Raw genomic sequence first — 255 nt, forward strand, 5'->3', positions numbered from 1 at the left:
TGTCGTCTAACATGAGCTCCTTCAGGAGCAAATCTGGGAGCGTATTAAAAACAGGCCGAGCACAAAGCTCGACCACTTTTAATCACGCATACCTTTGGCGCGTTGAATGTCTTTAAGCTTTTCTGGTGTGATGTCTTTGCCATCTTCATCCACCAATTTTACTGCTTCAACTTGACCGCGGAGATTTTCACGTACGCTATCAAGATAGATACGGCGCAATTCAGCACGTTCTGCAGTTTCGGCTTCTGTTAGTCC

1 protein-coding gene is annotated in these 255 nt (G+C 45.9%); it reads right to left on the bottom strand.

Annotated features, from left to right (window positions below; all coding sequences use genetic code 11):
* Window positions 1-78: 78 nt before the first annotated feature.
* The coding region (locus ETC07_RS16270) for a DUF896 domain-containing protein (RefSeq protein WP_136249335.1) at window positions 79-255 on the bottom strand (177 nt) is incomplete at its 5' end.

Origin of the sequence: Halomonas borealis, from assembly GCF_004798905.1 — a bacterium.
Taxonomy (GTDB): Bacteria; Pseudomonadota; Gammaproteobacteria; order Pseudomonadales; family Halomonadaceae; genus Halomonas; species Halomonas borealis.